We start from the raw sequence: 23,278 nt of genomic DNA, 5'->3' as shown, positions 1-23,278 counted from the left end.
GCTGCGGCGGCGGGGGCGGTGCGACGTGCTCGCGCACGGCGACCCCGAGCCGGGCGCCGACCGCCACCCGCGACGCCGGGTCGAGGGACGGGTACCGGCCGAGGAACTGGCGGACGGCGAGGGCGAGCCCCGTCGGCAGCGCGGCCAGGTCCGCGTGCCGGGCCCACGAGGCGAGCTGGGGCGGCATCGGCGGGGGCGCGGCGAGGCGCAGCCGGACCCGCTCGCGGACGACGTACGTGCCGGCGGCGTAGTCGCCGAGGCGCTTGCCGCGCGGGCTGAGCAGGGCGGAGAAGAACGCCGGGCTGCCGAAGAAGACGTAGATCTCGACCACGCCGACCAGCGCCCGCACGAAGGCGTGGTGGAAGGAGATCGGGCCGGCGTCGTCGCGGACCGCCCGCAGCCCGAACGCCATCTTCCCGAGCGAGCGCCCCCCGGTCAGCGTCTCCAGCGCGGTCGGGAAGGCGAGGAACGCGACGATGACCGCGGCGAGCATCGCGACCTGGAGCAGCGCCTCGTCGGTGTGGGCGGCGGCGATCGCCAGCCCCATCACCAGCACGACGAGGAGCGCGAACGTCACGGCGACGTCGATCAGCCCGGAGCCGATCCGCGAGCCCAGGCTGGCCGGCGGCAGGTCGAGGGCGACCGCCTCGCCGGTGACGAGGTCGTCGGTCGTCAGCGTCGCGAACTCGTGGGCCGCCATCGCACTCAGTGTAGGAGCCGGCCCGGGCCGGCCCGGGCGGGCTCGGCCGGTGCCCCGGATCGCTAGGTTGGTCGGCTCAACCTTCCGTGGGTCGGGCGGGTCTTCTCCTCCCGACGGCCCACGACCAGGAGGACACGGCAGATGGCAGGGATCGAGCTCGGGTTCGGCGAGTTCATGGCGGCTCGCTGGGGGCCGCTCTACCGGACGGCGTACCTCCTCACCGGGGACCGCCACGAGGCCGAGGACCTCCTCCAGGGTGCGCTGGCGCGGACCTGCGTGCGGTGGGACGGCATCCGCGACAAGCGGGCCGCCGACTCCTACGTGCGGCAGGCGATGGTCAACCAGATGTCGCGACAGTGGCGTCGTCGCGGGCGCGAGGTCGTCACCGACGAGGTGCCCGAGCAGGCGCACGACGGGGGGATCGGCGTGCGCGCCGACCACCTCGCCCTGTGGGCGGAGATCAGGAAGCTCCCGCCACGGATGCGGGCGACGCTGGTGCTCCGGTACGTCGAGGACCTCACCGAGGAGGCGACCGCGCGCGAGCTCGGCTGCTCCGTCGGCTCGGTCAAGAGCCAGACCCACCACGCCCTCAGGCGCCTGCGCGCCGTGCTCCCCACCCTCGAGCTCGCCCAGGAGATGTCATGACGACCACCGAGATCCGGTCCGCCCTCACCGAGGTCCGCGACGCTGTCGACGTTCCGCCGGTCGACGAGGTCGCGTTCCGCGCCCGGATCCGCGCCGAGCGCCGTCGTCAGCGCGGCGGCCGGGTGCTCGCCGCCGGTGCGGCGGCCGTCGTGGTTGCCGCGGCCGCGGTCGGCGCCGCCCGGCTCGTCGACACCGGCGCCGGCCGGGAGGTGCCGGTCGCGAGCCCGGCGACGGAGGTCGGCACGGTCTCCGAGACGGTCTGGTTCGTCCGCGACGGACGCCTGACGGCCCTGGACCCGTCCGGCCGGGTGCACGTGCTCGGCCTCCACGCCGAGGGCGTGGTCGGCTACACGTCCGAGCGGGTGTACGCCGTGGACGCCGAGAGCCGCGTGGTGGTGCTGGGCCGGGTGCGCGACGACGAGGGTTCCGGCCGGGACACGTCGTACCCCCGGGAGGACAGCCCCGTACCGGGGCCGGTCCAGAGCGCCGCGTTGTCCGGCGACGGCCGGTACCTCGCGTGGATGGACCTCCAGGACACCGTGACGGTCTACGACCTGAAGGCCGGGCAGGTGGACCTCAGGGTCGACGTGCCCCGCAGCGGCTACGTCGCGGCGGTCAGCGCGGACGGCGTCCTCGTCGCCGAGAACGCCGGTCTCGTCCTCCACGCCGCCACCGGCGAGGTGGCGGTGCCCACGCCAGGGGTCGGCGGCAGCTGGGGGGCCCAGCTCGCCGGCGGGCGGGTGCTCGTCGCAGGACCGTCCGGTGAGTCGAGCGTCTACGACGTCGGGTCGGGCACCGCGCGACGGATCGCGGTGCTGCCCGGAGGCTGGGGGGCACTCGCCCCGGACGGGGCGACGGCCGCCACCATCGAGATCGCGCCGGACGACTCCGCGACGGTCGACCTGTGGGACGGCCGGGGCACGCGGTCCCTGCGCGGGCTCGACGGTGTGCCCGAGCAGGTCCGGTTCGCCGACGAGGGCACGCTGCTCGTCCAGACCCGGGGCGGATCGTCCGGCCTCTGGTCCTGCTCGACGGACGACGGCACCTGCGGGGCGCTCCCGGTGCCGGACGGGACGTTCCGCCTGTCCGAGTGAGGGGCGGTCAGTCGAGGAGCGAGGCGAGGATGGGACGCCAGTTGCCGAGCAGCGTGCTCAGGTGCCGGTCCCGGTCGTCCGGCCAGGTGTGCACCGGGCAGCGGACGTCGCCGGGCGTGGCGTCCCACGGCCGGAAGGTGAGGGCGGCGTCGCGGAGGTAGCCGTCGTGGTCGACGAGCGCCTCGCGGACCGAGGCCGCGACCTGGGCAGGGGTGCGCAGGGTGCCGAGCAGCGCGGCGTCCGCCGGTGGCAGGCCGGCGAGGAACCGGCGCGCCAGCGCCTCGTCGTCCGGGTCCGCCGGGTCGAGCCGGGCGACCCAGTCCTCGAACTCCGGCCGGAACCGCTCGACCACCTCGGCGACGGTGCCCGGCTCGTGCCGCGGGTCCGCCGGCCCGGCGACCAGGGCGACGGCGCGCACCCGGTCCGGATGGCGCGCCGCGCACGCCAGCGCGTACGCCGTACCGACGGACATGCCGAGCGCCGCGAAGCCGTCGATGCCGAGGGCGTCGGCCACCGCGACGGCGTCGTCGGCGACCGAGGAGTGGGAGGAGTCGTGCCGGTCGGACCGCCCGTAGCCGGGCCGGTTCACCGACACCAGGCGCACCCCGAGCGCGGCGGCCGCCGGGGCCCCGGTCATCGCGGCGTGCCGGGTGTCCGGGCAGCCGTGGAAGAACAGCACGGCCGGGCCGTCGAGGCCGGTGTCCCAGTACTGCGCGGCCCGGCCGTCCGGCAGCGTGATGACCCCGTCCATGCCCGGAGCCTAGGCTCCGCACATGGACCTGGACGCGTACGTGGCGGCGCACGCGTCCGAGTGGCAGCGCCTCGAGGCGCTGACCCGGAAGCGGCGGCTGTCGGGCGCCGAGGCCGACGAGCTGGTGGAGCGGTACCAGCAGGTCGCGACGCACCTCTCGGTCGTGCGGACGTCCGCGCCGGACCCCTCCCTGGTCGCGCACCTGTCCTCGCTGCTGTCCCGTGCTCGCAACCGCGCCGCGGGCACGCGGACGAGCACCTGGCGCGGCGTTCGGACCTTCTTCGCGGAGCGTTTCCCGGCCGCGCTGTACCGACTGCGCTGGTGGTGGCTCGGCACGCTGGCGGGCAGCGCCGCGGTGACCGCGGTGATGATGCTGTGGCTGCTGCACCACCCGAACGTCGAGCAGAGCCTGCTGTCCCCTCGCGAGGTGGACCAGCTGGTCGACCACGACTTCGAGAACTACTACAGCGAGTACGCCGCCAGCCACTTCGCCGCCCAGGTCTGGGTCAACAACGCCTGGGTGACCGCGCTCTGCCTCGCGCTCGGGGTGCTCGGGCTGCCGGTGGTCTACCTGCTGTTCAGCAACCTCGTGAACCTCGCGATCATCGGCTCGATCATGACCCGGCACGGGCACGCGGGCCACTTCTGGGGGCTGATCCTCCCGCACGGCATGCTCGAGCTGACCGCGGTCTTCGTGGCCGGCGGCGTGGGCCTGCGGCTGTTCTGGTCGTGGGTGGAGCCCGGTGCCCTGACCCGCACCCAGTCGCTCGCGCGGGAGGGCCGGACCGCCGGCACCGTCGCCCTCGGCCTGGTGGCCGTGCTGTTCGTCAGCGGCTGCATCGAGGCGTTCGTGACGCCGTCGCCGCTGCCGACCTGGGCGCGGATCGCCATCGGGGCGCTCGCCGAGACGGTGTTCCTCGCCTACGTGTTCGTGCTCGGCCGGCAGGCGTTCCTGCGCGGCCAGACCGGCGACCTCGACGAGGCGCTGCTGGAGGACCGGGTGGCGACGCAGGCGTGAGGGGTTCGGCTGCTGGCAGCCGAACCCCGCGCGACACGCCGAGGCGGCCCGGCGTGTCCTGCGGGTTCCGGCTGCTGACAGCCGAACCCCGCGCCCCGCCGGACACTCACAGCAACCCCCGCGCCTTCAGCGCCAGGTAGTGGTCGGCGAGCGCGGGCGGCAGCCGGTCGGCGTCGGCGTCGACGACGTCCACGCCGAGCGCGCGCAGCATCCCCGCCGTCCAGCGCCGCCGGCCGATGGCCTGCTCGGCCGCGGCGGCGTCGTACACCTCGTCGAGGGTGGCGTGCCGGGCGGCGAGCTCCTCGAGCGCCGGGTCGCGCACCGACGCGAGCACCACCCGGTGGTGCCGGGTCAGCGCGGGCAGCACCGGCAGCAGCCCCTCCTCCACGGCCGCCGGCTCCAGCGGGGTGAGGAGTACGACGAGCGCGCGCTGGCGACCCAGCGCGGTGACCGCGCCGGCGAGCTGGTCCCAGTCGGCCTCGGCGATCACCGGGTCGAGGTCGGCCATCGCCTCCTGCAGGTGCGCGGCGACGTCGCGTGCGCCGGCCGACCGGAGCCGGCTGCGCACCCGCCGGTCGCCGGCGACGAAGTCGATCCGGTCACCGGCCCGGGCGGCGAGCGCGGCGAGCAGCAGCGCGGCGTCCATCGCCGAGTCGAGCCGCGGCACGTCGCCCACCCGGCCCGCCGACGTCCGCGAGGTGTCCAGGACCAGCACCACCCGGCGGTCCCGCTCGGGCTGCCAGGTGCGCACGACGACGTTCCGGTTCCGGGCGCTGGCCCGCCAGTCGATCGAGCGGACGTCGTCGCCGCGCACGTACTCGCGCAGGCTGTCGAACTCCGTGCCCTGCCCGCGCACGCGGACGGCCGCCCGCCCGTCCAGCTCCCGCAGCCGGGCCAGCCGGCTGGGCAGGTGCTTGCGGGACTCGAACGGCGGGAGCGAGCGGACCACCCCCGGGACCTCGCGGGTGCGCTGCCGCGCGGCCAGCCCGAGCGGCCCCCGCACGCGGACGGTCACCCCGAGCGCGCGGAGGTCACCTCGCCGGGTCGGCAGCAGCGGCGTCCGCAGCACCACCCGGTCGCCGGGGGAGAGCGCGAGCGGGTGCCGGTTGCCCGACGCGCCCGCCGTCGGCTGCCAGGCGTCGCGCAGCACCCCGCGGACCCGCCGGCGGGAGCCGTTGACGACCAGCAGCCGGGTCTCGGTGGGGTGCCCGAGCCGGACCGTTCCCACGGGCGGCCGCGAGATCGACAGCCCGGCCGGCGACGGCGCGAGCAGGAGGTCGGCGCCGATGAGGAGCGCCACGGCCAGCACCCACAACCAGACCGTCCCCTGCGTCGGGCGCAGCACGACGGCGACCACCCCGAGGAGGAGCAGCAGCGGGACCCGGCCGGTGATCGTCATCGGACCGCCGTCACCTCGGGACGGGGACCGAGCCCAGCGCGGACGCGAGGACCTGGGCGACGTCGACGCCCTCGAGCTCCGCCTCGGGCCGCAGCCCGAGCCGGTGCACCAGCGTGGCGTGGGCGAGCGCCTTGACGTCGTCAGGCGTCACGAAGTCCCGGCCGGTCAGCCAGGCCCAGGCCCGGGCCGACCGCAGCAGCGCCGTCGCGCCGCGCGGGCTGACCCCGAGGCTGAGGGACGGCGACTCCCGGGTCGCGCGGGCGATGTCGACGATGTAGCCGGTCACCTCGGGCGAGACCTGGACCCGGCCGGCCGCCCGCCGCCCGGCGAGGATGTCGTCCGCGCCGGCGACGGCGGTCACGCCCGCGGCCGCGACGTCGCGCGGGTCGAAGCCGGCGGCGTGCCGGTCCAGGATCTCCAGCTCCGCCTGCCGGTCGGGGATCGGCAGCACGACCTTGAGGAGGAACCGGTCCAGCTGGGCCTCGGGCAGCGGGTAGGTGCCCTCGTACTCGACCGGGTTCTGGGTGGCCGCGACGAGGAACGGGCGGGGGAGCGGCCGCGAGACGCCGTCCACCGACACCTGCGCCTCCTCCATCGCCTCCAGCAGCGCGGACTGGGTCTTCGGTGGCGTCCGGTTGATCTCGTCGGCGAGCAGCAGGTTGGTGAAGAGCGGGCCCTCGCGGAACGTCAGCTCGCCCCGGCTGCCGTCGATCACCATCGAGCCGGTGATGTCGCCGGGCATCAGGTCCGGGGTGAACTGCACCCGCCGGGTCTCCACCGACAGGGCGCCGGCGAGGCTCCGCACCAGCAGCGTCTTCGCGACGCCCGGCACGCCCTCCATCAGCACGTGCCCGCCGCAGAGCAGGGCGACCAGCAGGCCGGAGACGGCGGCGTCCTGGCCGACGACGGCCTTGGCGACCTCGGCGCGTACGGCGGACAGCCGCTCGCGCGCGTCACCGTCGGAGATCTCGGTCATGGTCGGCGTACCTCTCTGTCGAGCTCGGCCAGCTCGCTGGCCAGGGTGATCAGGTCGTGGTCGGTGGCCGGGGGCGCGGCGTCCGGCCCCAGGGCCCGGTCGATCTCGGCGGCCGGCCGGCCCGTGTGCCGGGCGAGCTCGCGGACCAGGGTGGCCGGATCCGGGTCGGTCCCGAGGCGCAGCCGAGCCGCCGCGCGCTCCCGGGCGGCGGCGCGGAGGGTCGCGGCGGCGTGCGCCCGGTCGCCGGCCCTCCGGTAGAGCCGGCCCCGGCTGCGGGTCGTCTCGATCGCCTTCACGACCACCGGCAGCGGCTCCGTGGCCAGCGGCCCGAGTCGGCGGGACCGCCAGAGCAGCAGCGCGAGCACGGCGACCAGGCCCAGCCAGAGCGCCGGGCGCAGCCACTTCGGCAGCAGCGTGGCCAGGCTGACGCCGTCGCCGGCGACCAGGTCGTCGAGGGTGGGGACGTACCAGACCAGCCGCGGGTGCTGGCCGAGGAGCCGCAGCGCGACCGCCGCGTCGTCGGCGCGCAGCACCTGGTCGTTGGAGAGCGCATCGCCGGCGCCCAGCAGCACGACGCCGGCGCGCGGCTCCGCGAGCAGGCCGCCGAAGCAGCTGCCGGCGACGGGGTACTCCAGGCCGCGGTCCACCAGCACCTCCAGCCCGTCGTACGCCGGGTCCGCGCAGCCGGCCGGTCGCGCCTCGGCCATCGTCACGGCGTCGGGCGGCGCGGGGACGCCGAGCGCCCTGGTCGTGCCCGGCCCCGGCTCGACGAGGACCAGCGTCGCGGCGGTGGTGTGGGACCGCAGCCGCTTCATGGTGCTGCGCCCCAGCAGCTCGGTCGAGGTGACGACGACGGTCGTCCCCGCCCCGACCGTCGTCGCGTCCAGGGTGTCGGCGTCCCGGACGACCGTGACGTCCACGCCCTGGTCCGCGAGCACCCGAGCGACCGCCTGCGCGCCCGCCGGGTCGGGGTTGTCCGGGTCGAGCCGGGCGCCGGTGCCGGTGCGGCCGGTGCTGACCGCCACGACCGCGACCGCGACCACCAGGCCGGCGAGCACCACGAGCATCGCCCGGTGCCGGCGCAGCCAGGTCACGACGGTGACCACTGGCGCCCCGAGAGCGCGTCGTCGAGGGCCAGCACCTCGACCGCCTGGTCGCGGGTGGCCGGGCGGTCGCCGTACCGGACCGCGTCGAAGAGCAGCGCCGTGCGGTCCACCCGGCCGCGCTCGCCGGGGTGCGCGGTGCCGACCGCGGCGGCGACCTCGTGGGCGGTCGCGCCGGGCAGGTCCTCCAACCAGCCGCGCTCGACCTGGCGCACGGCGAGCGCGCGGAACCCCTCCACCACGGCCTCGGCGTGGCGCCCCTCGGCGAGGGCTCGCTCGGCCCGGCGGCGCAGCTCGGCGGCGGTGAGGAGCTCGTCCGCGGAGACGACCGCCCGGGCGCGCTCGGCGCGCGCCGTGCGCCGGGCCCGGGACAGCAGCCAGGCCAGCGCGACCGCGAGGAGGAGGAACGCCATCATCGCGAGGAACGCCGACAGCGGAGGTGCGCTCGAGGCCGCGTCGACGGCGCCGGTCACGAACCGGTCGATCCAGTCCAGCAGCTGGTCGAGCACGTTGTGCCGGTGGTACTCGGGGTGGATGAGCTCGCGCTCGAGGAGGTGCCGGGCCTCGTCGGGGGAGGGGTCGAGGGGCGGCGCGACGGTCACGTGATGCCGGCCCGGGCCATCAGCTCGACGTCGTACGCCTCTTTGCGCATCCGCTGGTCGAGGTACTGCAGGGAGGTGACCGCCGCGCTGAACGGCGTGACGAACGCGGTCTGCACGACGGTCGCGAGCGCGGTCAGCACGACGGTCACGAGCGCGACGTACTGGCTGTCGGGCATCGCGAGCGGCACGACCTGCGCACCCACGGAGAACGGCAGCGCCAGCAGCCCGCCCGCGATGCCCGCGATGATCGCGGTCAGGAGGCCGATACCCAGGGTCCGCCAGAACTGCCGGCGGGTGAGGCGGAAGCCGCGGCCGATCGCGGCGGTGACACCGGTGCGCTCGATCATCAGCGCCGGCACCGGCAGGTAGTAGACCCGGACCCACCACCAGACCAGGAGGGCAAGGAACGCCGGCACGCTCACGATCCCGAAGACCACGAGCACCCACGTCGGCGCCACCAGGACCAGCCCGACCCAGAGCAGCCCGTAGACCGCGAGCATGCCGACGAGCATCAGCCCGAGCAGCAGCGTCAGCCCGATCAGCCGCCACCGCGAGCCGCGGGTGGCCGCCCACGCCTCGCCCAGGCTGAGCCGGCGGCCGATCGCCGCGGCGGCGACCACGTGGGCGACCATGCCCGTGACCAGCAGCAGGCCGACCATCTGGAGCAGCGAGCCGACCAGCACCGACCCGGTCGTGCCGAAGATCGCGATCGCCTCACCGGTCGACAGGTCGCCGGAGCCGTCGGCCGTCATGTCGACGGTGAAGGTGAGGATCGCGGTCAGCAGCACCGGCAGCGCCATCGACACCGCGGCGACCAGGACGCTCGAGCCCACCGTCGCCTTCGGGTTGAACCGGATGATGCGGAACGCCGCGTCGTACATGTCGCCGAGGGCGAGCGGCCGCAGCGGGATCGCGCCCAGCTTGTGGGCGGCCCCCAGCATCCCGGGCGGCGTCCCGGGCGGCGTCCCGGGCGGTACGCCGGGCCCGCCCGTCGGCGGCGCGGCCCACCCCGGCTGCGGCGACGCCGGGGGCGGAGCCCACCCGGGCGGCGGCGGTCCGCCGGGCGGCGGGCTGCCCGGCGGCGGGTAGCTCTCATCCCCCGACACGGGGACAACCTAGCCTGACGAGCGGGCCGCGAAACCGGTCGGCAGCACGCACTCGGCGTCCAGGCCGAGCACGTGGTTGAGGCGGCCGAAGGCCAGCCACGAGCCCAGGCACATCGACAGCTCGACGATCTCGCGGTCGGTGTACTGCGCCTTCATCCGGGTCCAGAAGCCGTCGTCGAGGCCGCGGTGGTCGAGCGCGTACCGCTCGGCGTACTCGGCGGCCAGCCGCGCCCGCTCGTCGAGGTCGCGGGTGGTCCGCCACTGCTCGACCGCCTGCGGGAAGGTGTCCTCGACGCGGACGCCGTCGCGCTCGGTCCGCCAGTCCAGGCAGAACAGGCAGCCGTTCAGCTGGGCGATCCGCAGCCGGGCCGCCTCGAACTCCCGCAGTCCGAGCGTGGTGTGCTGGTAGACGCTCGTCGAGAACCGCGACGCCGCCACGCCGATGTGCGGGACCATCTCGCCCCAGACGTGCAGGATGGGGTCCACGCCCTCGGGCAGGTCGATGATCATGCGGCACGATAGCCCGGTTTCTGGAACGCGTTCTAGAGCCCGAGACGCTCCCTCCTCGCGGGCTCGGCTCCGGGAGTCGGGGTGCGAGCGGCCGGTGGGTTTCGAGACGGCTCGCGCGTTCCCTCGCTGCGCTCGGGCCCGCGCCGAGCCTCCTCAGCCTCCCCGGCTGAGCGGGCACTCCTCGCAGGCTCGGAGTGCCCGGCCGGTGAATTTGGTGTGGGCGGGGATGTCTGCCAAGATGGTCCGGTTGCTTCGGCGGGTTGCCGGGGTGCGGACACATCTTGACTACTGAATCGCGTCTCCTGATGGGTTTCCCGTCAGCATGGCTCAGTGGTCCGGCGTGCGGCCGCACCGAACCTGGAGACCCGATTCGCCCGGCGGCGGTGTGAACCACCGAGCCGGGAGCCACCAACACCAACGAGATCCCCAGCGGCTCGTGTATGTGCCCAGAGCACGACACGCCCGACCGCGGGGGTCGGACTGGGAGCGGTGGGGAGTGACGGGGACCGACTCAAACCGGAGGACGTCCCGGACCAACAGCACGCGGTACTGAACGAGTGAGGACGAGAGAGACCTATGGCGGGACAGAAGATCCGCATCAGGCTCAAGGCCTATGACCACGAGGTGATCGACACCTCGGCGCGCAAGATCGTGGACACGGTCACCCGTACGGGTGCCAAGGTCGCCGGCCCGGTGCCGCTGCCGACCGAGAAGAACGTGTACTGCGTCATCCGCTCGCCCCACAAGTACAAGGACTCCCGCGAGCACTTCGAGATGCGCACGCACAAGCGCCTGATCGACATCATCGACCCCACGCCGAAGACCGTCGACTCGCTGATGCGCCTCGACCTGCCTGCCGGCGTCGACATCGAGATCAAGCTCTGAGGTTCTGGACATGAGCACTTTCGAACGCAACGTGAAGGGCCTGCTGGGCGAGAAGCTCGGCATGACCCAGGTGTGGGACGAGAACAACCGGATCGTCCCCGTCACCGTCATCGCCGCGAACACCAACGTCGTGACCCAGGTCCGGACTCCCGAGACCGACGGCTACAACGCGATCCAGGTCGGCTTCGGCGAGATCGACGGCCGCAAGGTCACCAAGCCCAAGGCGGGCCACTTCGGCAAGGCCGGGGTCACCCCGCGCCGCCACGTGGTCGAGATCCGCACCGCTCTCGCGCCGGAGTTCACCGTCGGCCAGGAGCTCGCAGTCGACACCTTCGCCGCGGGCGAGGAGATCGACGTGACCGGCACCAGCAAGGGCAAGGGCTTCGCCGGCACGATGAAGCGCCACGGCTTCGCCGGTGTGTCCGCCTCGCACGGTGCCCACCGCAACCACCGCAAGCCGGGTTCGATCGGCGCCTGCGCCACCCCGGGTCGCGTGTTCAAGGGCGTCCGCATGGCCGGCCGGATGGGTACCGACACCGTCACCACCCAGAACGTCACCGTGCACGCCGTCGACACCGAGAAGGGCCTGATCCTCCTCAAGGGCGCCGTCCCCGGCCCCAAGGGTGGTCTCGTGGTCCTCCGCTCGGCCGCCAAGAGCTCTCTCACTTCTGGCAAGGAGGCCTGAGCATGGCTACCGAAGAGAAGCCTGCCGCGAAGAAGACCGCCGCGAAGAAGACCACCGCGAAGAAGACCACCGCGCCGAAGACGGCCAAGGTCGACCTGCCCGCGGAGATCTTCGACGTCGAGGTCAACGTCCCGCTGATCCACCAGGTCGTCGTGGCCCAGCAGGCCGCCGCGCGCCAGGGCACCCACGCCACCAAGACCCGCGGCGAGGTCCGCGGCGGTGGCCGCAAGCCCTACAAGCAGAAGGGCACCGGTCGCGCCCGCCAGGGATCGACCCGCGCCCCGCAGTTCGCCGGCGGTGGCACCGTCCACGGCCCGCAGCCGCGCAAGTACGACCAGCGCACCCCCAAGAAGATGAAGGCCGCCGCTCTCCGCGGTGCCCTGTCCGACCGGGCGCGCAACGACCGCATCCACGTGGTGGAGTCGCTGATCAGCGCCGACGCGCCGTCGACCAAGGCCGCCCTCCAGGCGCTCTCGTCGGTGTCGGACCGCGGCAACTTCCTCCTGGTCCTCGAGCGCACCGACACCGTCACCTGGCTGTCGCTGCGCAACGCCCCCGAGGTGCACATCGTGGCGGTCGACCAGCTGAACACCTACGACGTGCTGGCCTCCGACGACGTCGTCTTCACGAAGGGCGCGTACGACGCCTTCGTGGGCGGCACCGCCCAGGCCACTGAGGAGGCTGCGAAGTGAGCACCCTGCACAAGGACCACCGCGACATCCTGCTCGCGCCGGTCGTGTCCGAGAAGAGCTACGGCCTCCTCGACGCGAACAAGTACACCTTCCTGGTGCACCCCGACGCGAACAAGACCGAGATCAAGATCGCGGTCGAGAAGGTGTTCAACGTCAAGGTGACGTCGGTCAACACGATCAACCGCCCGGGCAAGACCCGTCGCACCCGCAACGGCATCGGCAAGCGCAAGGACACCAAGCGCGCCATCGTCAGCCTGGCTGAGGGCGACCGGATCGACATCTTCGGAGGCCCGGTCTCCTGACCGGCGCGGACTAGAGGACTGAAGAGACATGGCTATCCGCAAGTACAAGCCGACTACCCCGGGCCGTCGCGGCTCGTCGGTCGCCGACTTCGTCGAGATCACCCGGACCACTCCGGAGAAGTCGCTGACGCGCCCGCTGCCCAAGAAGGGCGGCCGCAACAACCAGGGCCGGATCACCACCCGGCACCAGGGTGGCGGTCACAAGCGCGCGTACCGCATCATCGACTTCCGCCGCTACGACAAGGACGGCGTGCCGGCCAAGGTCGCGCACATCGAGTACGACCCGAACCGCACCGCGCGCATCGCGCTGCTGCACTACGCCGACGGCGAGAAGCGCTACATCATCGCGCCGCGCGACCTGTCGCAGGGCACCCGCGTCGAGTCGGGTCCGAACGCCGACATCAAGCCCGGCAACAACCTGCCGCTGCGCAACATCCCGGTCGGTACGACCATCCACTGCGTGGAGCTGCGGCCGGGCGGCGGCGCGAAGATCGCCCGCTCCGCCGGCAACAGCGCCCAGCTGGTCGCCCGTGAGGGCAGCCGCGCCACGCTGCGCATGCCGTCCGGCGAGATGCGCTTCGTCGACGTCCGCTGCCGCGCGACGGTCGGCGAGGTCGGCAACGCCGAGCAGTCGAACATCAACTGGGGCAAGGCCGGCCGGATGCGGTGGAAGGGCAAGCGCCCGACCGTCCGCGGTGTCGTCATGAACCCGGTCGACCACCCGCACGGTGGTGGTGAGGGCAAGACCTCCGGTGGTCGCCACCCGGTCTCTCCCTGGGGCAAGCCCGAGGGCCGCACGCGCAAGCGCAAGGCCTCCGACTCCCAGATCATCCGCCGTCGCAAGTCCGGCAAGGGTAGGAAGTAACCAAAGATGCCTCGCAGCCTGAAGAAGGGCCCCTTCGTCGACGACCACCTCCAGAAGAAGGTGGACGCCGAGAACGAGAAGGGCACCCACAACGTCATCAAGACCTGGTCGCGCCGGTCGATGATCGTGCCGGACATGATCGGTCACACGATCGCCGTGCACGACGGCCGCAAGCACGTGCCGGTCTTCGTGACCGACGCGATGGTCGGCCACAAGCTCGGGGAGTTCGCTCCCACCCGCACCTACCGCGGGCACGTCAAGGAAGACCGGAAGGGGCGCCGTCGATGAGCACCACCGACCGCCAGCGCGTCAGCGCGCGCCGCGAGACGCTGCTCGGCGACCAGCCGGGCGCGTTCGCGACCGCTCGCTACTCGCGGATCACCCCGATGAAGGCCCGCCGTGTCGTCGACATGGTCCGCGGCCTCCCCGTCGACGAGGCCCTGGCGCTGCTGCAGTTCGCGCCGCAGGCCGCCTCGGAGACCGTCTACAAGGTGCTGGAGAGCGCGATCGCCAACGCCGAGACCACCGAGGGTCTCGACCGCGGCGACCTGATCGTCTCCGTCGCCCAGGTGGACGAGGGCCCGACGATGAAGCGCTGGCGCCCCCGCGCCCAGGGCCGCGCGACCCGCATCAACAAGCGCACCAGCCACATCACCCTCGCCGTCCAGCCGGCCGAGGTCCTCGTGGCCAAGAAGGGTGGAAAGAAGTAATGGGTCAGAAGATCAACCCGAACGGCTTCCGCCTCGGCATCTCGACCGACCACAAGAGCCGTTGGTACGCCGACAAGCTCTACAAGTCGTACGTCGGCGAGGACGTTGCCATCCGCAAGCTGCTCTCCAAGGGCATGGAGCGGGCCGGCATCGCCAAGGTGGAGATCGAGCGGACCCGGGACCGCGTGCGGGTGGACATCCACACCGCGCGTCCGGGCATCGTCATCGGCCGCCGCGGCGCCGAGGCCGACCGCATCCGCGGTGAGCTCGAGAAGCTCACCGGCAAGCAGGTCCAGCTGAACATCCTCGAGGTCAAGAACCCCGAGGTCGACGCTCAGCTGGTCGCCCAGGGTGTGGCCGAGCAGCTCTCCGGCCGCGTGCAGTTCCGTCGCGCGATGCGCAAGGCGATGCAGACCTCGATGCGCTCCGGTGCCAAGGGCATCCGGATCCAGTGCTCCGGCCGCCTCAACGGCGCCGAGATGTCGCGCACCGAGTTCTACCGCGAGGGTCGCGTGCCGCTGCACACCCTGCGCGCCGACATCGACTACGGCTTCTACGAGGCCCGCACGACCTTCGGCCGGATCGGCGTGAAGGTCTGGATCTACAAGGGCGAGGTCGCCGGCACCCGTGCCGAGCGCCAGGCCCAGGCCGCCGCCCGCGCCGGTGTTCCCGGTCGCGGTGGTCGTCCGCAGCGTGGTGGCGACCGCCCGAGCCGTGGCTCGCGCGGCGACCGCCCGACGCGTGCCGACCGCGGTGCCGACGCCCCTGCCGTGACCGAGGCCCCGGCCGGTGGCGACACCGCCCAGGCCACCACTCCGGCCGAGACCCAGGAGGGCTGACGACATGCTGATGCCCCGTCGTGTCAAGCACCGCAAGCAGCACCACCCCAAGCGGACCGGTGCGGCCAAGGGTGGCACCCGTCTCGCCTTCGGCGAGTTCGGCATCCAGGCGATCGAGGGTCACTACGTGACCAACCGGCAGATCGAGTCGGCTCGTATCGCGATGACCCGTCACATCAAGCGTGGCGGCAAGGTCTGGATCAACATCTACCCGGACCGCCCGCTGACCAAGAAGCCGGCTGAGACCCGCATGGGTTCCGGCAAGGGCTCGCCCGAGTGGTGGGTCGCCAACGTGAAGCCCGGCCGGGTCATGTTCGAGCTCTCCGGTGTCTCGGAGGACGTCGCCCGCGAGGCCATGCGCCGCGCGATGCACAAGCTCCCCATGAAGTGCCGCTTCGTCTCCCGTGAGGCAGGTGAATTCTGATGGCTAGCAAGGCGCACGAGCTCGACGAGCTGAACGCCGTCGACCTGGAGGCCAAGCTGCGCGAGGCCAAGGAGGAGCTCTTCAACCTCCGCTTCCAGGCGGCCACCGGCCAGCTGGAGAGCCACGGCCGGCTCCGCACGGTCAAGAAGGACATCGCCCGGATCTACACCGTGGTGCGCGAGCGCGAGCTCGGCATCCGGACCGCTCCGGGTCAGGACAGCAACGAGGATGGTGCCGCATGAGCGAGCAGGCTCAGGCGAATGCAGGTGAGCGGAACTCCCGCAAGGTCCGCGAGGGCCTGGTCGTCAGCGACAAGATGGACAAGACCGTGGTCGTGTCCGTCGAGGACCGCGTGAAGCACGCGCTGTACGGCAAGGTCATGCGCCGCACCAGCAAGCTGAAGGCGCACGACGAGCAGAACGAGTGCGGCATCGGCGACCGCGTCCTCCTCATGGAGACCCGGCCGCTGTCGGCGACCAAGCGCTGGCGCGTCGTCCAGATCCTCGAAAAGGCGAAGTGACCCCGGGCGAAGCCCGTAATTCCGTAGAGAGTTCGGCCAGGCTCGCCAGCTGCGAAGCAGCGACGAGAACCGGCACGACAACCAGGAGAAATCAATGATTCAGCAGGAGTCGCGACTCAAGGTCGCCGACAACACCGGTGCGAAGGAGATCCTCTGCATCCGTGTTCTCGGTGGCTCGGGTCGGCGCTACGCCGGTATCGGCGACGTCATCGTCGCCACCGTCAAGGATGCGATCCCCGGTGGCAACGTGAAGAAGGGTGACGTCGTCAAGGCCGTGGTCGTGCGCACCGTCAAGGAGCGCCGCCGTCCGGACGGTTCGTACATCCGCTTCGACGAGAACGCCGCCGTGATCCTCAAGAACGACGGCGAGCCGCGAGGCACCCGCATCTTCGGCCCCGTGGGTCGCGAGCTGCGCGAGAAGAAGTTCATGAAGATCATCTCGCTGGCCCCGGAGGTGCTCTGACCATGGGGAAGAAGTCCGTGAACATCAAGAAGGGCGACACCGTCAAGGTGATCGCCGGCAAGGACAAGGGCGCCGAGGGCAAGGTCATCCAGGTGCTCCGTGAGGAGCAGCGGGTGATCGTCGAGGGTGTCAACCGCATCAAGCGGCACACCAAGGTCGTCAACCAGGGCGGCCGCGCCGGCACCACGGGCGGCATCATCACCGCCGAGGCCCCGATCCACGTGTCCAACGTGATGCTGGTCGAGGGCGACGGCGTGACCCGGATCGGCTTCCGCCGCGACAAGGTCACGAAGCGCCGTCCCGACGGTTCGACGTACGAGGCGGAGCGCTCCGTGCGCATCTCCCGCAAGACCGGCAAGGAAATCTGATGACCGAGACCCAGACCACCGCTTCCGCTGCGGTCACCCCGCGTCTCAAGACCCGGTACCGCGAGGAGATCCTCCCGGCGCTGCGGTCGGAGTTCGACATCCAGAACGTCATGCAGGTGCCCGGCCTGACCAAGATCGTGGTCAACATGGGCGTCGGCGAGGCGGCTCGCGACTCGAAGCTGATCGAGGGTGCGGTCAAGGACCTCACCGCGATCACCGGCCAGAAGCCGCTGGTGACCAAGGCCCGCAAGTCGATCGCGCAGTTCAAGCTGCGCGAGGGCATGCCGATCGGCGCGCACACCACGCTGCGCGGTGACCGGATGTGGGAGTTCCTGGACCGCCTGCTGTCGCTCGCGCTGCCGCGCATCCGCGACTTCCGCGGCCTGAACCCCAACCAGTTCGACGGCCGGGGCAACTACACCTTCGGTCTCACCGAGCAGGTCATGTTCCACGAGATCGACCAGGACCGGATCGACCGCTCGCGGGGCATGGACATCACGATCGTCACCACCGCCACCAACGACGAGCAGGGTCGCGCGCTGCTGAAGCAGCTCGGCTTCCCGTTCAAGGAGAACTGACATGGCGAAGACCGCTCTCAAGGTGAAGGCCGCTCGCAAGCCGAAGTTCGCGGTGCGCGGCTACACCCGCTGCCAGCGCTGCGGCCGGCCGAAGGCCGTCTACCGCAAGTTCGGCCTGTGCCGCATCTGCCTGCGGGAGATGGCGCACCGGGGCGAGCTGCCCGGCGTCACCAAGTCCTCCTGGTAATCACCTCACCCACGTTGAAGGTCGCCCCGCCGGAGTGCGAGGCGAAACCACGACGAGAAAGAAACCCATCATGACGATGACTGACCCGATCGCAGACATGCTGACTCGTCTGCGCAACGCCAACCAGGCGTACCACGACGCGGTGTCCATGCCGTACAGCAAGCTGAAGCAGGGCGTCGCGGAGATCCTCCAGCAGGAGGGCTACATCACCTCGTTCGAGGTGAAGGAGCCGGCCGAGGGCGAGGTGGGCAAGACCCTCACCATCACCCTGAAGTACGGCCGCAACCGGGAGCGCTCCATCGCGGGCGTCCGCCGGATCAGCAAGCCCGGTCTCCGGGTCTACGCCAAGCACACGGGTCTCCCGAAGGTGCTCGGCGGCCTGGGCGTCGCGATCATCTCGACGAGCCAGGGCCTGCTGACCGACCGCCAGGCCAACCAGAAGGGCGTGGGTGGGGAAGTCCTCGCCTACGTCTGGTGACGACGAGAACTGCGAAGGAGTAGAAGAGCATGTCGCGCATTGGCAAGCTTCCGATCGCGGTCCCGTCTGGCGTGGACGTCGCGATCGACGGCCCGCAGGTGACGGTCAAGGGCCCGAAGGGCACCCTGTCCCACACCGTGGCGGCCCCGATCATCGTCGAGAAGGGTGAGGGCGTCCTGGACGTCAAGCGCCCCGACGACGCGCGGGAGAGCAAGGCCCTCCACGGCCTGACCCGGACCCTGGTCAACAACATGGTCGTCGGCGTCACCGAGGGCTACGAGAAGAAGCTCGAGATCGTGGGCGTCGGTTACCGCGTCCTGTCCAAGGGTCCGACCCAGCTGGAGTTCCAGCTCGGGTACTCGCACCCGATCACGTTCAACGCCCCCGAGGGCATCACCTTCACGGTGGACGGCCCGACGAGGCTCGGTGTCCAGGGCATCGACAAGCAGCTCGTCGGTGAGGTCGCCGCCAACATCCGCAAGCTGCGCAAGCCCGAGCCGTACAAGGGCAAGGGCGTTCGCTACGCGGGTGAGCACATCCGCCGCAAGGTCGGAAAGGCTGGTAAGTGACCATGGCGATCTCGCTTTCGAACAACAAGCACACTGCGGCGCGCGTCAAGTCGCGCCTGCGCCGCCAGGTCCGCGGTCGCAAGAAGATCTCGGGTACGGCGGAGCGTCCGCGCCTCGTCGTGACCCGCTCGTCGAAGCACATCACCGTCCAGGTCGTCGACGACCTGGTGGGCAAGACCATCGCGTCGGCGTCCACCATGGAGGCGGACCTGCGCGGCTTCGACGGCGACAAGACGGCGAAGGCCAAGAAGGTCGGCGAGCTGGTGGCCGAGCGGGCCAAGTCGGCCGGGATCGACGGCGTCGTCTTCGACCGCGCCGGCAACAAGTACCACGGCCGCGTGGCCGCCCTCGCCGAGGGTGCCCGGGCCGGTGGCCTGAGCTTCTGATCGCAAAGACAGCAAGAGAGAGAAGAGGAACAGTCTCATGAGCGGAGCCCAGCGCGGACAGCGCGGTGGCGAGCGCCGTGGCGGACGCGACGATCGTCGTGGCCAGGGTGCTGAGAAGACCGCCTACATCGAGCGCGTCGTTGCGATCAACCGTGTCGCCAAGGTCGTGAAGGGTGGTCGTCGCTTCAGCTTCACCGCCCTCGTGGTCGTCGGCGACGGCGAAGGTCTCGTCGGCGTCGGCTACGGCAAGGCCAAGGAGGTGCCGGCCGCGATCGCCAAGGGCGTCGAGGAGGCCAAGAAGCACTTCTTCAAGGTCCCCCGGATCCAGGGCACGATCCCGCACCCGGTGCAGGGCGAGAAGGCGGCTGGCGTCGTCCTCCTGCGTCCGGCCGCTCCCGGTACCGGCGTCATCGCCGGTGGCCCGGTGCGTGCGGTGCTCGAGTGCGCCGGCATCCACGACGTGCTGAGCAAGTCGCTCGGCTCGTCGAACCAGATCAACATCGTCCACGCCACCGTCGAGGCCCTGAAGATGCTCGAGCAGCCCGAGGCCGTCGCGGCCCGTCGTGGCCTGCCGGTCGAGCAGGTCACCCCGGCCGCGCTGCTCAAGGCGCGCGTCGAGGTGCCCGCGGGCGTCTCCGAGGAGGTGTCCTCCTGATGGCGCAGCTGAAGGTCCGGCAGGACCGGGGCCTCGTCGGCCTCAAGAAGAACCAGCGCGAGACCCTGCGCACGCTCGGTCTCAAGCGGATCGGCGACGTGGTCGTCAAGGAGGACCGCCCGGAGATCCGGGGCATGGTCAACACCGTCCGTCACCTGGTGACGGTCGAGGAGGTCGACTGACATGACGCTCAAGCTGCACAACCTGCGTCCGGCCCCTGGAGCCAAGACCGCCAAGACCCGCGTGGGTCGCGGTGAGGGCTCGAAGGGCAAGACGGCCGGCCGTGGTACCAAGGGCACCAAGGCTCGCTACCAGGTCCCGTCCGCCTTCGAGGGTGGCCAGATGCCGCTCCACATGCGGCTGCCGAAGCTCAAGGGCTTCAAGAACCCGAACAAGGTGGAGTTCCAGGTCGTCAACCTCGACCGCATCAACGAGCTCTTCCCCGAGGGCGGCGCCGTGTCGATCGACGACCTCGTCGCCAAGGGTGCCGTCCGCGACGGCCACCCGGTCAAGGTCCTCGGCCAGGGCGACCTGTCCGTGGCCGTGCAGGTGAGCGCGAACGCGTTCTCCGGCTCGGCCAAGGAGAAGATCGAGGCCGCCGGCGGCACCGTCACCACGGTATGAACCACCCCACGAAACCGCTCGCTGCGCTCGCGCTTGCGCGGGAGCCCCGGAATCTCGGGTAACGGGTTCGTGGAAATCGCATCGGGCGCGGCGGTCCTGTCCCACGACAGGAGCGTCGCGCCCGACGCGCATTCGGGGGTTGACCCGGTGGCTGTTAGGCTTCCCCGGGTCCTTGCGAGTACGTCGCGGGGGCCGCTTCACGCTTGGAGAAAGAGGATCTCGTGCTGAGCGCGTTCGCGAACGCTTTCCGGACACCGGACCTGCGGCGGAAGCTGCTGTTCGTGCTGATGATCATCACGATCTTCCGGCTCGGATCGCAGATCCCGACCCCTGGTGTCAACGTGGCGAACGTCCAGCGCTGCGTCGACGCCGCCACCAGCGGTGAGAACGCCAGCCTCTACAGCCTGGTCAACCTGTTCTCCGGCGGAGCACTGCTCCAGCTGACGATCTTCGCGCTCGGCATCATGCCGTACATCACCGCGAGCATCATCCTGCAGCTCCTCGTCGTGGTGATCCCGCGCCTGGAGGCCCTCAAGAAGGAGGGCCAGTCCGGCCAGACCAAGATCACCCAGTACACCCGCTACCTGACGCTGGGCCTCGCGGTCCTCCAGGCGACGGGCATCGTCGCGCTCGCCCGGTCCGGGAGCCTCCTGCAGAACTGTCAGGAGAACCTGCTCCACGACGACGGGACCGCGACGTTCCTCGTCATGGTCGTGACCATGACCGCCGGCACCGCCGTGATCATGTGGCTCGGCGAGCTGATCACCGAGCGCGGCATCGGCAACGGCATGTCGCTGCTGATCTTCACCCAGGTCGTCTCGGGCTTCCCGTCCTCGCTCTGGGCGGTGCAGAAGTCCAAGGGCTGGTGGACGCTCGGCGTCGTCATCGTGATCGGGCTCGTGGTCATCGCCGCCGTCATCTTCGTCGAGCAGGCGCAGCGCCGGATCCCGGTGCAGTACGCCCGCCGGATGGTGGGCCGCAAGATGTTCGGCGGCAGCTCGACGTACATCCCCCTCAAGGTGAACCAGGCCGGCGTCATCCCGGTCATCTTCGCCTCGTCGCTGCTCTACCTCCCCGCGATGCTCGCCTCGTTCAACAGCGACCCGAACAACAAGTGGGCGACGTGGATCAGCGACTACCTGGTGCGCGGCGACCACCCGCTGTACATGCTCGCCTTCTTCGCGCTGATCGTCTTCTTCACCTACTTCTACGTCTCGATCACCTTCAACCCCCAAGAGGTGGCGGACAACATGAAGAAGTACGGCGGCTTCATCCCCGGGATCCGGGCGGGCAAGCCGACCGAGGACTACCTGTCCTACGTCCTGTCCCGCATCACGCTGCCGGGTGCCCTGTACCTCGGCCTCATCGCCCTCATCCCGCTCATCGCGTTCGCCGTGATCGGCGCCAACCAGAACTTCCCGTTCGGTGGCACCAGCATCCTGATCATGGTCGGCGTCGCGCTGGACACGGTGAAGCAGATCGAGAGCCAGCTCCAGCAGCGCAACTACGAAGGTTTCCTTCGGTGAGTGAGGCTGAGCTAGTCACATGCGTCTGATCATCATGGGCCCCCCGGGCGCGGGCAAGGGCACGCAGGCCAAGTTCATCGCCGAGCACTACAAGATCCCGGCGATCTCGACCGGCGACATCTTCCGCGCCAACGTGTCGGAGGGCACCGAGCTCGGGCTCGAGGCGAAGCGCTACATGGACGCCGGAGAGTACGTGCCCGACGAGGTGACGAACCGGATGGTCCGCAACCGCATCGACGAGCCGGACGCCGCCAACGGCTTCCTGCTCGACGGGTACCCCCGCACCCTCGCGCAGGTCGAGGAGCTCGACGGGATGATCGAGTTCACCGGGCACCGGCTCGACGCCGTGGTCTGCCTGACCGTCGACCAGGACGAGATCGTCAGCCGGCTGCTCCAGCGCGCCCAGATCGAGGGCCGCGCGGACGACACCGAGGACGTCATCCGCCGCCGCCAGGAGATCTACCTCGAGCAGACCGAGCCGCTGATCGACGTGTACAGCAAGCGCGGCATCGTGGTCGAGGTCGACGGCATGGGCGAGGTCGACGAGGTCACCGCCCGCATCTTCGAAGCCCTCGACGGCCTCGAAGAGTCCTGAGCGGGGACGCGTCAGCGGATCCGCTGATGGTGGTCGCCCTTCGAGACGCCTCGTCCCTCGGCTCCTCAGGAGCCGCAGCAGGGGACGGCGTGTCGAGACCCCGGAAGGTAGGAGACAACCTGTGAGGCTCCTCGACCGTGGCGTCGAGATCAAGACGCCCGACCAGATCGACGCGATGCGCAAGGCCGGCCTCGTGGTCGGCCGCACGCTCGAGCTGCTGCGCGGGCACGTCCGCGCCGGCATCACCACCGGCGAGCTCGACGCGCTCGCCGAGGACAGCATCCGGTCCGCGGGCGCGACCCCGTCGTTCCTGGGCTACCACGGCTTCCCGGGCTCGATCTGCGCCTCGGTCAACGACGAGGTCGTACACGGCATCCCGGGAGACCGGGTGCTCACCGACGGCGACGTGATCTCCATCGACTGCGGAGCCATCGTGGAGGGGTGGCACGGCGACGCCGCGATCACCGTCCCGGTCGGGGCGGTGCCTGACGACGTGACCGAGCTGATGCGGGTCACCGAGGAGGCCATGTGGCGCGGCATCGCGGCCGCGCACCTCGGCGGCCGGGTCACCGACATCTCGCACGCCGTGGAGCGGTACGTCCGCGGCCAGGGCGGCTACGGCATCCTCGAGGACTACACCGGCCACGGCATCGGGTCGGCGATGCACCAGCCGCCGAACGTGCCGAACTACGGCCGGCCGGGCAAGGGCCCCAGGCTCGTCGAGGGGCTCGCGCTCGCGGTCGAGCCGATGGTGACCCTCGGCACCAAGGAGGTCAGCGTCCTGGAGGACGACTGGACCGTGGTGACCGACGACGGCCGCTGGGCGGCCCACTTCGAGCACACCTTCACGTTGACGCCGACGGGTACCTGGGTACTGACAGCCATCGACGGAGGCGAGCACCAGCTCACCGCCCTAGGGGTCCCGTTCGGGGGTCGCTGACCCGTGTGACAGACTGGGCGCCGCAGGGGGGAGTATCCCTTCCGCCGCGGGCTCGTCAGCACGGGCTCTGCCCCGGGCCCGCG

34 protein-coding genes and 1 pseudogene are annotated in these 23,278 nt (G+C 71.4%); 27 read left to right on the top strand and 8 right to left on the bottom strand.

The window, feature by feature from the left end; all coding sequences use genetic code 11:
• A partial coding sequence (locus ABD086_RS19085; protein WP_343909198.1) for an RDD family protein occupies window positions 1-700 on the bottom strand: 700 nt, incomplete at its 3' end.
• Window positions 701-841: 141 nt separating this feature from the next.
• Between ABD086_RS19085 and ABD086_RS19080 the strand changes: the two genes are divergently transcribed.
• Together ABD086_RS19080 and ABD086_RS19075 are read left to right on the top strand one after the other, a co-directional pair.
• Window positions 842-1,345 (top strand): SigE family RNA polymerase sigma factor, encoded by a 504-nt coding sequence (locus ABD086_RS19080; protein ID WP_343909197.1) that lies wholly within the window; start codon window positions 842-844, stop codon window positions 1,343-1,345.
• Window positions 1,342-2,439: a WD40 repeat domain-containing protein gene (locus ABD086_RS19075; protein ID WP_343909196.1), complete on the top strand. Its 1,098-nt coding sequence runs from the start codon at window positions 1,342-1,344 to the stop codon at window positions 2,437-2,439. Before ABD086_RS19080 ends, ABD086_RS19075 begins: the two co-directional genes overlap by 4 nt.
• 7 nt (window positions 2,440-2,446) lie before the next feature.
• Here ABD086_RS19075 and ABD086_RS19070 read toward each other — a convergent pair whose 3' ends face one another.
• Window positions 2,447-3,190: an alpha/beta fold hydrolase gene (locus ABD086_RS19070; RefSeq protein ID WP_343909195.1), complete on the bottom strand. Its 744-nt coding sequence runs from the start codon at window positions 3,188-3,190 to the stop codon at window positions 2,447-2,449.
• Window positions 3,191-3,212: 22 nt separating this feature from the next.
• Between ABD086_RS19070 and ABD086_RS19065 the strand changes: the two genes are divergently transcribed.
• The gene (locus ABD086_RS19065; RefSeq protein WP_343909194.1) at window positions 3,213-4,208 is read left to right on the top strand and encodes a stage II sporulation protein M; all 996 of its coding nucleotides are present in this window, start codon (window positions 3,213-3,215) and stop codon (window positions 4,206-4,208) included.
• A 106-nt stretch (window positions 4,209-4,314) separates the two neighbouring features.
• On the opposite strand, the gene ABD086_RS19060 is transcribed toward ABD086_RS19065, so the two are convergent.
• Genes ABD086_RS19060 through ABD086_RS19035 form a run of 6 tightly spaced genes read right to left on the bottom strand, consistent with a single transcriptional unit; the run spans window position 4,315 to window position 9,904 of the window.
• Window positions 4,315-5,607 carry a DUF58 domain-containing protein gene (locus ABD086_RS19060; RefSeq protein WP_343909193.1) on the bottom strand — a complete coding sequence of 431 codons (1,293 nt, stop codon included), beginning with the start codon at window positions 5,605-5,607 and terminating at the stop codon, window positions 4,315-4,317.
• Between the two features lie 10 nt (window positions 5,608-5,617).
• Complete coding sequence (locus tag ABD086_RS19055) at window positions 5,618-6,583, bottom strand: AAA family ATPase (RefSeq protein ID WP_343909192.1); 966 nt, start codon at window positions 6,581-6,583, stop codon at window positions 5,618-5,620.
• Window positions 6,580-7,689, bottom strand: coding sequence for a DUF4350 domain-containing protein (locus ABD086_RS19050; protein ID WP_343909191.1), 1,110 nt, complete (start codon window positions 7,687-7,689; stop codon window positions 6,580-6,582). The genes ABD086_RS19055 and ABD086_RS19050 overlap by 4 nt, the downstream gene beginning before the upstream one ends.
• Window positions 7,674-8,288, bottom strand: coding sequence for a DUF4129 domain-containing protein (locus ABD086_RS19045; protein WP_343909190.1), 615 nt, complete (start codon window positions 8,286-8,288; stop codon window positions 7,674-7,676). Before ABD086_RS19045 ends, ABD086_RS19050 begins: the two co-directional genes overlap by 16 nt.
• A complete protein-coding gene (locus ABD086_RS19040; protein WP_343909189.1) occupies window positions 8,285-9,394 on the bottom strand; it encodes a hypothetical protein in 1,110 nt (369 codons plus the stop codon). The genes ABD086_RS19045 and ABD086_RS19040 overlap by 4 nt, the downstream gene beginning before the upstream one ends.
• Before the next feature lie 9 nt (window positions 9,395-9,403).
• Window positions 9,404-9,904, bottom strand: a complete 501-nt coding sequence (locus tag ABD086_RS19035) for a carboxymuconolactone decarboxylase family protein (protein WP_343909188.1) — start codon at window positions 9,902-9,904, stop codon at window positions 9,404-9,406.
• A 576-nt stretch (window positions 9,905-10,480) separates the two neighbouring features.
• Between ABD086_RS19035 and rpsJ the strand changes: the two genes are divergently transcribed.
• The 24 genes and pseudogenes from rpsJ (at window position 10,481) to map (ending at window position 23,195) form a co-directional block, all read left to right on the top strand.
• Complete coding sequence (rpsJ, locus tag ABD086_RS19030) at window positions 10,481-10,789, top strand: 30S ribosomal protein S10 (RefSeq protein WP_008360994.1); 309 nt, start codon at window positions 10,481-10,483, stop codon at window positions 10,787-10,789.
• Between the two features lie 10 nt (window positions 10,790-10,799).
• Window positions 10,800-11,474 (top strand): 50S ribosomal protein L3, encoded by a 675-nt coding sequence (gene rplC, locus ABD086_RS19025; protein ID WP_343909187.1) that lies wholly within the window; start codon window positions 10,800-10,802, stop codon window positions 11,472-11,474.
• 95 nt (window positions 11,475-11,569) lie between these two features.
• A pseudogene (rplD, locus tag ABD086_RS19020) lies at window positions 11,570-12,160 on the top strand (50S ribosomal protein L4); the annotation flags it as partial.
• 2 nt (window positions 12,161-12,162) lie between these two features.
• Window positions 12,163-12,468 carry a 50S ribosomal protein L23 gene (gene rplW, locus ABD086_RS19015; RefSeq protein WP_343909185.1) on the top strand — a complete coding sequence of 102 codons (306 nt, stop codon included), beginning with the start codon at window positions 12,163-12,165 and terminating at the stop codon, window positions 12,466-12,468.
• 28 nt (window positions 12,469-12,496) lie between these two features.
• Window positions 12,497-13,333 carry a 50S ribosomal protein L2 gene (gene rplB / locus ABD086_RS19010; RefSeq protein ID WP_343909184.1) on the top strand — a complete coding sequence of 279 codons (837 nt, stop codon included), beginning with the start codon at window positions 12,497-12,499 and terminating at the stop codon, window positions 13,331-13,333.
• A gap of 6 nt (window positions 13,334-13,339) precedes the next feature.
• Entirely contained in the window at window positions 13,340-13,621 is a 282-nt protein-coding gene (gene rpsS, locus ABD086_RS19005; protein ID WP_343909183.1) for a 30S ribosomal protein S19, read from the top strand.
• The gene (rplV, locus tag ABD086_RS19000; protein ID WP_343909182.1) at window positions 13,618-14,043 is read left to right on the top strand and encodes a 50S ribosomal protein L22; all 426 of its coding nucleotides are present in this window, start codon (window positions 13,618-13,620) and stop codon (window positions 14,041-14,043) included. Before rpsS ends, rplV begins: the two co-directional genes overlap by 4 nt.
• The gene (rpsC, locus tag ABD086_RS18995; RefSeq protein WP_343909181.1) at window positions 14,043-14,882 is read left to right on the top strand and encodes a 30S ribosomal protein S3; all 840 of its coding nucleotides are present in this window, start codon (window positions 14,043-14,045) and stop codon (window positions 14,880-14,882) included. Before rplV ends, rpsC begins: the two co-directional genes overlap by 1 nt.
• A 4-nt stretch (window positions 14,883-14,886) precedes the next feature.
• A complete protein-coding gene (rplP, locus tag ABD086_RS18990) occupies window positions 14,887-15,306 on the top strand; it encodes a 50S ribosomal protein L16 (protein ID WP_343909180.1) in 420 nt (139 codons plus the stop codon).
• Complete coding sequence (gene rpmC, locus ABD086_RS18985; protein ID WP_343909179.1) at window positions 15,306-15,548, top strand: 50S ribosomal protein L29; 243 nt, start codon at window positions 15,306-15,308, stop codon at window positions 15,546-15,548. Before rplP ends, rpmC begins: the two co-directional genes overlap by 1 nt.
• Window positions 15,545-15,826: a 30S ribosomal protein S17 gene (gene rpsQ, locus ABD086_RS18980; RefSeq protein ID WP_343909178.1), complete on the top strand. Its 282-nt coding sequence runs from the start codon at window positions 15,545-15,547 to the stop codon at window positions 15,824-15,826. The genes rpmC and rpsQ overlap by 4 nt, the downstream gene beginning before the upstream one ends.
• Before the next feature lie 94 nt (window positions 15,827-15,920).
• On the top strand, window positions 15,921-16,289 hold the full coding sequence (gene rplN / locus ABD086_RS18975; RefSeq protein ID WP_011757324.1) for a 50S ribosomal protein L14: 369 nt from the start codon (window positions 15,921-15,923) through the stop codon (window positions 16,287-16,289).
• A gap of 2 nt (window positions 16,290-16,291) precedes the next feature.
• Window positions 16,292-16,657 (top strand): 50S ribosomal protein L24, encoded by a 366-nt coding sequence (gene rplX / locus ABD086_RS18970; protein ID WP_343909177.1) that lies wholly within the window; start codon window positions 16,292-16,294, stop codon window positions 16,655-16,657.
• Window positions 16,657-17,235 (top strand): 50S ribosomal protein L5, encoded by a 579-nt coding sequence (gene rplE / locus ABD086_RS18965; protein ID WP_343909176.1) that lies wholly within the window; start codon window positions 16,657-16,659, stop codon window positions 17,233-17,235. Before rplX ends, rplE begins: the two co-directional genes overlap by 1 nt.
• Before the next feature lies 1 nt (window position 17,236).
• On the top strand, window positions 17,237-17,422 hold the full coding sequence (locus ABD086_RS18960) for a type Z 30S ribosomal protein S14 (protein WP_011757321.1): 186 nt from the start codon (window positions 17,237-17,239) through the stop codon (window positions 17,420-17,422).
• A gap of 70 nt (window positions 17,423-17,492) precedes the next feature.
• On the top strand, window positions 17,493-17,900 hold the full coding sequence (rpsH, locus tag ABD086_RS18955; RefSeq protein ID WP_154615515.1) for a 30S ribosomal protein S8: 408 nt from the start codon (window positions 17,493-17,495) through the stop codon (window positions 17,898-17,900).
• A 29-nt stretch (window positions 17,901-17,929) separates the two neighbouring features.
• The gene (rplF, locus tag ABD086_RS18950; RefSeq protein ID WP_343909175.1) at window positions 17,930-18,469 is read left to right on the top strand and encodes a 50S ribosomal protein L6; all 540 of its coding nucleotides are present in this window, start codon (window positions 17,930-17,932) and stop codon (window positions 18,467-18,469) included.
• 2 nt (window positions 18,470-18,471) lie between these two features.
• Window positions 18,472-18,855 carry a 50S ribosomal protein L18 gene (rplR, locus tag ABD086_RS18945; RefSeq protein WP_343909174.1) on the top strand — a complete coding sequence of 128 codons (384 nt, stop codon included), beginning with the start codon at window positions 18,472-18,474 and terminating at the stop codon, window positions 18,853-18,855.
• A gap of 37 nt (window positions 18,856-18,892) precedes the next feature.
• Window positions 18,893-19,510: a 30S ribosomal protein S5 gene (rpsE, locus tag ABD086_RS18940; protein ID WP_343909173.1), complete on the top strand. Its 618-nt coding sequence runs from the start codon at window positions 18,893-18,895 to the stop codon at window positions 19,508-19,510.
• Window positions 19,510-19,692, top strand: coding sequence for a 50S ribosomal protein L30 (gene rpmD / locus ABD086_RS18935; protein WP_343909172.1), 183 nt, complete (start codon window positions 19,510-19,512; stop codon window positions 19,690-19,692). Before rpsE ends, rpmD begins: the two co-directional genes overlap by 1 nt.
• 1 nt (window position 19,693) lies before the next feature.
• Complete coding sequence (gene rplO / locus ABD086_RS18930) at window positions 19,694-20,134, top strand: 50S ribosomal protein L15 (RefSeq protein WP_343909171.1); 441 nt, start codon at window positions 19,694-19,696, stop codon at window positions 20,132-20,134.
• A gap of 221 nt (window positions 20,135-20,355) precedes the next feature.
• A complete protein-coding gene (gene secY, locus ABD086_RS18925) occupies window positions 20,356-21,660 on the top strand; it encodes a preprotein translocase subunit SecY (RefSeq protein ID WP_343909170.1) in 1,305 nt (434 codons plus the stop codon).
• A gap of 19 nt (window positions 21,661-21,679) precedes the next feature.
• Window positions 21,680-22,255: an adenylate kinase gene (locus tag ABD086_RS18920; RefSeq protein WP_343909169.1), complete on the top strand. Its 576-nt coding sequence runs from the start codon at window positions 21,680-21,682 to the stop codon at window positions 22,253-22,255.
• Window positions 22,256-22,376: 121 nt separating this feature from the next.
• Window positions 22,377-23,195 carry a type I methionyl aminopeptidase gene (gene map, locus ABD086_RS18915; RefSeq protein ID WP_343909168.1) on the top strand — a complete coding sequence of 273 codons (819 nt, stop codon included), beginning with the start codon at window positions 22,377-22,379 and terminating at the stop codon, window positions 23,193-23,195.
• The last annotated feature ends 83 nt before the right edge of the window (window positions 23,196-23,278 follow it).

The organism is Nocardioides aquiterrae (assembly GCF_039526625.1).
Classification (GTDB): Bacteria; Actinomycetota; Actinomycetes; order Propionibacteriales; family Nocardioidaceae; genus Nocardioides; species Nocardioides aquiterrae.
The sequence above is the reverse complement of the archived record's forward strand: the minus strand, read 5'-3'. Positions and strand labels throughout refer to the sequence as shown.

Bases quoted from the DNA above. Each gene is read 5' to 3' on its own strand.
- rpsE (WP_343909173.1), top strand. From the start codon at position 18,893: ATGAGCGGAGCCCAGCGCGGACAGCGCGGTGGCGAGCGCCGTGGCGGA.
- ABD086_RS19065 (WP_343909194.1), top strand. From the start codon at position 3,213: ATGGACCTGGACGCGTACGTGGCGGCGCACGCGTCCGAGTGGCAGCGC.
- rplP (WP_343909180.1), top strand. From the start codon at position 14,887: ATGCTGATGCCCCGTCGTGTCAAGCACCGCAAGCAGCACCACCCCAAG.
- rplF (WP_343909175.1), top strand. From the start codon at position 17,930: ATGTCGCGCATTGGCAAGCTTCCGATCGCGGTCCCGTCTGGCGTGGAC.
- rpsH (WP_154615515.1), top strand. From the start codon at position 17,493: ATGACGATGACTGACCCGATCGCAGACATGCTGACTCGTCTGCGCAAC.
- rpsS (WP_343909183.1), top strand. From the start codon at position 13,340: ATGCCTCGCAGCCTGAAGAAGGGCCCCTTCGTCGACGACCACCTCCAG.
- ABD086_RS19055 (WP_343909192.1), bottom strand. From the start codon at position 6,583: ATGACCGAGATCTCCGACGGTGACGCGCGCGAGCGGCTGTCCGCCGTA.
- rplO (WP_343909171.1), top strand. From the start codon at position 19,694: ATGACGCTCAAGCTGCACAACCTGCGTCCGGCCCCTGGAGCCAAGACC.
- ABD086_RS19035 (WP_343909188.1), bottom strand. From the start codon at position 9,904: ATGATCATCGACCTGCCCGAGGGCGTGGACCCCATCCTGCACGTCTGG.
- ABD086_RS18920 (WP_343909169.1), top strand. From the start codon at position 21,680: ATGCGTCTGATCATCATGGGCCCCCCGGGCGCGGGCAAGGGCACGCAG.
- ABD086_RS19070 (WP_343909195.1), bottom strand. From the start codon at position 3,190: ATGGACGGGGTCATCACGCTGCCGGACGGCCGGGCCGCGCAGTACTGG.
- rpmD (WP_343909172.1), top strand. From the start codon at position 19,510: ATGGCGCAGCTGAAGGTCCGGCAGGACCGGGGCCTCGTCGGCCTCAAG.
- rpsQ (WP_343909178.1), top strand. From the start codon at position 15,545: ATGAGCGAGCAGGCTCAGGCGAATGCAGGTGAGCGGAACTCCCGCAAG.
- ABD086_RS19075 (WP_343909196.1), top strand. From the start codon at position 1,342: ATGACGACCACCGAGATCCGGTCCGCCCTCACCGAGGTCCGCGACGCT.
- ABD086_RS19060 (WP_343909193.1), bottom strand. From the start codon at position 5,607: ATGACGATCACCGGCCGGGTCCCGCTGCTGCTCCTCCTCGGGGTGGTC.
- rplR (WP_343909174.1), top strand. From the start codon at position 18,472: ATGGCGATCTCGCTTTCGAACAACAAGCACACTGCGGCGCGCGTCAAG.
- rplN (WP_011757324.1), top strand. From the start codon at position 15,921: ATGATTCAGCAGGAGTCGCGACTCAAGGTCGCCGACAACACCGGTGCG.
- rplE (WP_343909176.1), top strand. From the start codon at position 16,657: ATGACCGAGACCCAGACCACCGCTTCCGCTGCGGTCACCCCGCGTCTC.
- rpsJ (WP_008360994.1), top strand. From the start codon at position 10,481: ATGGCGGGACAGAAGATCCGCATCAGGCTCAAGGCCTATGACCACGAG.
- rpsC (WP_343909181.1), top strand. From the start codon at position 14,043: ATGGGTCAGAAGATCAACCCGAACGGCTTCCGCCTCGGCATCTCGACC.
- ABD086_RS19080 (WP_343909197.1), top strand. From the start codon at position 842: ATGGCAGGGATCGAGCTCGGGTTCGGCGAGTTCATGGCGGCTCGCTGG.
- ABD086_RS18960 (WP_011757321.1), top strand. From the start codon at position 17,237: ATGGCGAAGACCGCTCTCAAGGTGAAGGCCGCTCGCAAGCCGAAGTTC.
- rplB (WP_343909184.1), top strand. From the start codon at position 12,497: ATGGCTATCCGCAAGTACAAGCCGACTACCCCGGGCCGTCGCGGCTCG.
- rpmC (WP_343909179.1), top strand. From the start codon at position 15,306: ATGGCTAGCAAGGCGCACGAGCTCGACGAGCTGAACGCCGTCGACCTG.
- rplX (WP_343909177.1), top strand. From the start codon at position 16,292: ATGGGGAAGAAGTCCGTGAACATCAAGAAGGGCGACACCGTCAAGGTG.
- rplC (WP_343909187.1), top strand. From the start codon at position 10,800: ATGAGCACTTTCGAACGCAACGTGAAGGGCCTGCTGGGCGAGAAGCTC.
- rplV (WP_343909182.1), top strand. From the start codon at position 13,618: ATGAGCACCACCGACCGCCAGCGCGTCAGCGCGCGCCGCGAGACGCTG.